At 59.3% G+C, this 6,486-nt stretch carries 6 protein-coding genes; 2 read left to right on the forward strand and 4 right to left on the reverse strand.

Features of this window, described 5'->3' with window-relative positions:
* Nucleotides 1–179 precede the first annotated feature (179 nt).
* Nucleotides 180–950, forward strand: a complete 771-nt coding sequence (locus tag BXA07_RS30700; RefSeq protein WP_139335868.1) for a hypothetical protein — start codon at nucleotides 180–182, stop codon at nucleotides 948–950.
* Nucleotides 951–1,085: 135 nt separating this feature from the next.
* Here the strand turns inward: BXA07_RS30700 and BXA07_RS29515 are convergent, their stop codons facing one another.
* The 4 genes from BXA07_RS29515 to BXA07_RS29530 all read right to left on the reverse strand — a co-directional run bounded on the left by BXA07_RS29515 (nucleotide 1,086) and on the right by BXA07_RS29530 (nucleotide 4,479).
* On the reverse strand, nucleotides 1,086–1,865 hold the full coding sequence (locus BXA07_RS29515; protein ID WP_076573242.1) for a ZIP family metal transporter: 780 nt from the start codon (nucleotides 1,863–1,865) through the stop codon (nucleotides 1,086–1,088).
* 68 nt (nucleotides 1,866–1,933) lie between these two features.
* Nucleotides 1,934–2,509: an S-(hydroxymethyl)glutathione synthase gene (gene gfa / locus BXA07_RS29520; RefSeq protein ID WP_076573243.1), complete on the reverse strand. Its 576-nt coding sequence runs from the start codon at nucleotides 2,507–2,509 to the stop codon at nucleotides 1,934–1,936.
* A complete protein-coding gene (gene fghA, locus BXA07_RS29525) occupies nucleotides 2,506–3,363 on the reverse strand; it encodes an S-formylglutathione hydrolase (protein WP_076573244.1) in 858 nt (285 codons plus the stop codon). Before fghA ends, gfa begins: the two co-directional genes overlap by 4 nt.
* A 9-nt stretch (nucleotides 3,364–3,372) precedes the next feature.
* Entirely contained in the window at nucleotides 3,373–4,479 is a 1,107-nt protein-coding gene (locus BXA07_RS29530; protein ID WP_076573245.1) for an S-(hydroxymethyl)glutathione dehydrogenase/class III alcohol dehydrogenase, read from the reverse strand.
* Nucleotides 4,480–4,622: 143 nt separating this feature from the next.
* Between BXA07_RS29530 and BXA07_RS29535 the strand changes: the two genes are divergently transcribed.
* Entirely contained in the window at nucleotides 4,623–5,627 is a 1,005-nt protein-coding gene (locus tag BXA07_RS29535; protein WP_076573246.1) for a GlxA family transcriptional regulator, read from the forward strand.
* The last annotated feature ends 859 nt before the right edge of the window (nucleotides 5,628–6,486 follow it).

Genomic DNA, 6,486 nt, shown 5'->3' on the forward strand with positions numbered 1-6,486 from the left:
GTGCCATGTATGGCCATTCGCACCATTAAGCCGGATCGCCACCGGCACCTGTTCAGTATCAACGCGCACGTCCGTCAGCCTTACTGTGCCAGTGAATTGTTGGCAGCCTGACCCCGGTGCATTCAATGCGGCGCTCATGTTGGTGAGCCCCGCCGGTTCTCGGCGAATTACAGGCGGAATTGTTTGCGCAATATTCCGTTTTGCAGGACTTCGACTATCAGGCTTGGATCTTAGCTAACAAAGATGGAGCTGGAATTTTATTTTCGGTCACACCACCCGAACCAATGGTCATTGTGGGATGGAAGCCCGGCGCTTTAAAAGCACTTCGCGGCCAGTACTGTGTTCAGTATATCCTTGATGACGGAAGTTCACATTATGTCACTGACCGAGGCAAAGTTCAGCGTCTTGGCGCTGATGAGGTGGAAGATCTCGTAACCATCATGAACAAGGCTTTTGACAAAGGTTGGAAAGAGCGTGATCCGTATTGCGTATCCCCGAATCATTCGGTGTTCGGCAAATACTCGACTATGATGCCAAGCCTTAAATCAGGACAGCGTCTTTTGAGGTGTAAGCAGGCAAAATCCACTGCGTTTTCCCCAGCTATCGACACAACGTACTCGAGCCCACAAAGCTATTACGCTCCGCTGGCGGCCCTTCTTGATAGAAAAAACGGCGAGCCAATCGTCATAAGAAATACGGTATTTCTGGTAAGTCAGCCGTTAGATTTGGCCGCATTACTTGAGAATTGGCGTGAGGCCGGTTTGCAGTTACCAGAATATTCTGTAGCCATTTTGCACAGCGATGCGGATTTCGATGCATTAATGGTTAAGTGTTTGCAACTAGGATTGCAACTTTTGATTGATCCGATTTTTAACCTTCGCGGTACGCTGATAAAGGCATATGATGTGCAAGCGCTCGATAGCCTGATCAATAAGCGAAGAGAGTCATAGCTGAACGCGATATCCTCGTGACTAGACTTTTCCATGGTAAGCTAAAGTTGAGCTAGCCGGAATTTTTCTCTTGATTGGCCAGACCTGCGCGCGATGCAGTTGTACCTCAAATGAGGTGCGCGACCTTACTGATATTCAGTCCAGAATGAGCAGTACCACCAGGATACCGATGGCGATCAGCCCGAGCTGCGGCAAGCTGTCGCGCCAGGTATCCTTGCGCTGCAGTTGCGGCATCAGGTGGCTGATGGCGACGTAGAGAAAACCCGCCGAAGCGAAGGTCAGCACATAAGGCACCAGGTTGCCGGCCTTGTCGAGCATGTAGTAACCAAGCACGCCTCCCACCAGGGCCATCAGGCTGCACAGCAGGTTGAACAGGTAGGCGCGCGCCCGGCTATATCCTGAATTGAGCAACACCACGAAGTCGCCCACTTCCTGCGGAATTTCGTGGGCCACGATGGCCATCCCGGTCAGGATGCCAAGCGCGGGATCGGCCAGGAAGGCAGCAGCAATCATGATGCCGTCGGTGAAATTGTGCAGGCCATCGCCAACAAGCACCATCCAGGCGCTGCGCGTTGTCCCATGGCTGCCGTGGTGATGGCCGTGCCCCACCGATTGCGCCGGATGGGACGCATCGGCCGGCGTGCCGCCGTGGACGATCGCCATTTTTTCGAGCATGAAAAAAGTCAGGAGGCCGCCAAGCAGTGTGGCAAACAGGCTGACCGGCGCAACCTTGGATTCGATTGCCTCCGGCATCGCGTGTAACAGCGAGGTGGACAGCATAATGCCGACCGACAGACTCACCATGCGTTCAGCCATCCGGGCCAGCAGCCCGAATGATAAAAAAGCGGCGGCGGAAATGCTGACCACCCCGGACAGCGTGGTGGTCAGTAAAATTGCGCGGAGCGTAGCATCCATTTGATACTTCTTTTCAAATCAAGTGAGCGCCACGTTCAGCGCAAATTTCACCGCCTATGGCAAAACGCTTATTGCAGCACGCCGCTGGCCTTGGCGGCGTGGGTCGCCAGCGCATCCATTAAGGCCGGCGACAGGCAATCGTAGTAAGGCAGGCCCAGCTTGGCCAGCGCAGCGCGCACGCCGGCCATGTCGGCCGGGTTGGTGCCCGACTCGATGATCGACGAGACGAAAGCGGCAAATTCCACCGGCGACCAACCGCTTTCCGACGACAGTTCGGTGTGAACGAAATCGAGGCCGAAGAAGGCATGCGCTTCGTTCTCGATACGGCCAACCATGTGGACGCCGCAAACATTGCACGCGTGGCGACGGATGGTCGCACTGGCGTCAACAACGCTCAGCTTTTCAGCATGGGCAGTGACACTGACCTTGTCGCGCGCCACCACGGCGATCTGCGCGAACAGCGCGCCTTCCGGCTTCCAGCACTTGGTGCAGCCGCATGCGTGGTTGTGCGCAGTCTGGCTGGCGATGGTGACTTCGACCTGGTCGCTGCTGCATTTGCACAGCAGCTTGCCGCCGGTGAAATCGGCTGCGGCGGGTGGACGTTGTTGGCCGATGGCCGGATGGATCGTGTACTCGGTACTCATGGTGTTACTCCTTGTGAAATCAATGCTTCGTGGTGAAACTTCAGGTGATCGTCGATCACCGTGGCGATGAAGTAGTAGCCGTGGTCATAGCCGGCATGGCGCCGCAAGGTCAGTGGCTGGCCGGCCGCCGCGCAAGCGGCTTCGAATGCTTCGGGGAACAGCTGGTCGGGCAGGAATTTGTCAGCCAGGCCCTGATCGATCAAGATCCCGTGCGGGAAAGGCTGGCGCCGCGCGGCCATCAGCACGCTGGCGTCATACGCATCCCAGGCGGGCGAGCGCGGCCCCAGGTAGGCCGAGAACGCCTTATCGCCCCAGGGTGCCTGCGTAGGCGCGCTAATCGGCGCCATTGCGGACACCGACTTGAACAGCGCCGGGTTGCGTAGCGCCAGGACCAGCGCGCCATGGCCGCCCATCGAGTGGCCTATGATGCCGACCCGGTCGGCGTCGGCCGGCAACTCGGACAGCACCAGTGCATGCAGTTCCAGCAGATAGCTGTACATGCGGTAATGGGTACGCCAGGGCGCCTCGGTGGCGTCGACGTAAAAGCCGGCGCCGACACCGAGATCCCAGGCGTCGCTCTCACCCGGCACGTTCGCGCCGCGCGGGCTGGTGTCGGGGGTAATCAACATCAGCCCCAGCGCGGCAGCCTGCCGCTGCGCGCCGGCCTTGGTGGCGAAGGTTTCCTCGTTGCAGGTCAGCCCCGCCAGGCAGAACAATGCGGGCACGTTGCCATCGGCTGCCTGCGCTGGCAGGAAGACGCCAAACCGCATCGGCAGGCCAATGGCGGAGGACTGGTGCCGGTAGTAACGCTGGACGCCGCCGAAGCAAGCGTGTTCGCTGATCAGTTCAAGCATGGCAGCGCCTTAGTAGAGAACGACCGAGCGGATCGATTCGCCCGATTTCATCAGGTCGAAGCCCTCGTTGATGCGTTCGAGTGGCAGGCGGTGCGTGATCAGGTCGTCGATATTGAGTTTGCCTTCCATGTACCAGTCGACGATCTTCGGCACGTCGGTGCGGCCACGGGCGCCGCCAAAGGCGGAACCGCGCCACTCGCGGCCCGTCACCAGCTGGAACGGCCGGGTGGAGATTTCCTGGCCTGCTGCGGCCACGCCGATGATGAACGACTTACCCCAGCCCTTGTGGGTGCACTCGAGTGCCTGGCGCATCAGGGTGGTGTTGCCGACGCACTCGAAGCTGTAGTCGGCGCCGCCGTCGGTCAGCTGGACGATGGCATCGACCACGTTTTCCACTTCGTTAGGATTGATGAAATGGGTCATGCCGAACTTGCGCGCCATGTCCTGGCGGGCCGGGTTGATATCGACACCGATGATCTTATCGGCGCCGACCATCTTGGCTGCTTGAATGACGTTCAGGCCGATACCACCGAGGCCGAACACGACGACATTGGCACCCGCCTCCACCTTGGCCGAGAACAGCACCGCGCCCACACCGGTGGTGACGCCGCAACCGATGTAACACACCTTATCGAACGGTGCATCTTCGCGGATTTTCGCCAGCGCGATTTCCGGCACCACGATGTAGTTCGAGAACGTCGAGGTACCCATGTAGTGGAACAGCGGCTTGCCGTCGAGCGAGAAGCGGCTGGTCGCGTCCGGCATCAAGCCGCGGCCCTGGGTCGAGCGGATGGCCTGGCACAGGTTGGTTTTTTGCGACAGGCAGAATTTGCACTGGCGGCATTCCGGTGTGTACAGCGGAATCACGTGGTCGTCTTTTTTCAGTGTTTTCACGCCCGGGCCCACGTCGACCACGATGCCGGCACCTTCGTGGCCGAGAATGGCCGGGAACAAGCCTTCCGGATCGGCGCCCGATAACGTGTAGTAATCGGTATGGCAGATGCCGGTGGCTTTCAGCTCGATCAGCACCTCGCCTTCGCGTGGTCCCTGCAAATCAACTTCTTCGATGGTCAGTGGTGCGCCGGCGCGCCAGGCTACTGCTGCTTTGGTCTTCATGGATGTACTCCCGTAAAAGAATTGGTGAATAACGCCAGGCCATTCTGACCGCGCACCATCCCCGAACGGCGGAACCGGGCCGAGAATGGCCGGAATTGATGCCATAATGACCGGATTTTCCGCTCATCATTGCCCACTACACCATGAAGTTGTCCTCTGCAAGCGCTGCCATTACTGTCGATATCATCGTGTACCCGGGGTTCAAGGCGGTCGAAGCGATCGGGCCAATGTCCGTGTTCGAGTATGCGAATCTGCACCTGCAGCGGCGCGGCAAGGCATCGGGCTATGACGTGCGGGTGGCCTCGTGCACCGTGGGGCCGGTACGCTCCGACACGCTGATGTCGCTCGATGCCACCAAGGCGCTGAGTACACTTTCCCTGCCCGATAACGCAATCATCGTGGGGGCACGCCATATCCAGGCAGCACTGATCGATAGCGCCGCCATCATCGACTGGGTAGCCGCCGTGGCACCCCGCATCAAGCGTTTGACCTCGCTGTGTTCGGGCGCGTTTTTCCTGGCGGCGGCGGGCGCCCTGAACGGCAGGCGCGCCACGACACACTGGGGCGTGGCGGAGCGACTGCAAGCCGACTATCCTGCTGTCCAGGTGGATGCCGATGCGATCTTCGTGCGCGCCGACCACGTCTGGACGTCAGCCGGCGTTACGGCGGGCATCGACTTGGCTCTGGCACTGGTGGAAGAAGATTTTGGACGGGAACTGGCGCTCGAGGTGGCCACCGAGATGGTGGTATTTCTTAAACGTCCGGGCGGGCAATCGCAGTTCAGCGCCCACTTGCTCAGCGAGCGCACCACGCGGCCCAATATCCGCGAGCTGCAGAACTGGATCCTCGAAAACTTGCAGGAAAAGCTGTCGGTGACGCAGCTGGCCCAGAAGGCCATGATGAGCGAGCGCCACTTCACCCGGGTGTTCCAGCAGGAAGTGGGCGTCAGCACCCAGGAATTTATTGAGCGCTGCCGCTTTGAAGGCGCCACCACTTTATTGGCGGAATTGACATTGTCGCTGAAGACCGTGGCGGCGCGCGCGGGGTTCACCGACGAAGCCCACATGCGCAGGGTGTTTCAGAAGAAGCTGGGGATCACGCCCAAGCTTTATCGGGAGCGCTTTGCTACGACCGGGGTCGATGGCTGAGTGCGCGTGGCACGCAACCAGCTGGCAAGGATTGCAAGGTCTGCGGCTCCGTTAAGCGATCTAATCCCGGCATCGGTCATTTGGTACGGCGCTCGCCACGCTGTTGCATTTTCTCGCATGACGCAATCTAAAGATGTCGCTAATGATCGCAGCAATTCTGTTTGATGGCCGAACTATTGATAAAGTGGGTTTTATGGAGGGCCTTGGCTGCCGTCGCCGTGGCAAGCCACCGCTGATCCACGTTCGCTGCGCTGTGCCGCGCCGGTGAACTTTCCCAGCAATCCCGACTCCAAGTCTGCAATGGTGGATACCGATTGAGCGCGGAAGCTAGGAGGCGAGCAGTAAGCGTCCAGCCGCGCCACCTATGCAGCGCACGCAGGTTTGGATACAGTACAGAATTGGCGGCAGCTAATCTATCTGGCTGTTGGGGAACGTCGGGAGACTTTGAATACGTCGGCCGGCGAGCGCACACGGCTTGAGGCAACCGCGAGCCCGGATGATGTCTCGCCACGAAACCCGGTTGCGGGGCGCGCTGGCGCATATCACCGAAATGCCAGCAGTCGTTTGAGATGACGCCGCTTCCCAGCGGTGTGGCGCCATCTCGATCCAATCTCTCTAGCACTCAAGATGGCGCTGAGCGAACACTTACGTCGCAAAACGCTACTCCGATCAGTCGAAGCAGTTTAATCGGCAGCGCTCAGGATTTCTGCCGCCGCAGCGAAATCGAGCTGCTGTGTAAAGCCCAAAATTTTCTCCATTTGATCTCGCTGCGCCGGAGGTGCCGCAGCGGCCAAGTTCTGGACAGCGTCCAGCGCCTGCATATCCGCTGACCGGAGCAATTTCAATGTGTCGGCGCGCA

Source organism: Janthinobacterium sp. TND4EL3 (genome assembly GCF_900156175.1).
Lineage (GTDB): Bacteria > Pseudomonadota > Gammaproteobacteria > Burkholderiales > Burkholderiaceae_D > Janthinobacterium.

Bases quoted from the DNA above. Each gene is read 5' to 3' on its own strand.
- fghA (WP_076573244.1), bottom strand. From the start codon at position 3,363: ATGCTTGAACTGATCAGCGAACACGCTTGCTTCGGCGGCGTCCAGCGT.
- BXA07_RS29530 (WP_076573245.1), bottom strand. From the start codon at position 4,479: ATGAAGACCAAAGCAGCAGTAGCCTGGCGCGCCGGCGCACCACTGACC.
- BXA07_RS29515 (WP_076573242.1), bottom strand. From the start codon at position 1,865: ATGGATGCTACGCTCCGCGCAATTTTACTGACCACCACGCTGTCCGGG.
- gfa (WP_076573243.1), bottom strand. From the start codon at position 2,509: ATGAGTACCGAGTACACGATCCATCCGGCCATCGGCCAACAACGTCCA.
- BXA07_RS29535 (WP_076573246.1), top strand. From the start codon at position 4,623: ATGAAGTTGTCCTCTGCAAGCGCTGCCATTACTGTCGATATCATCGTG.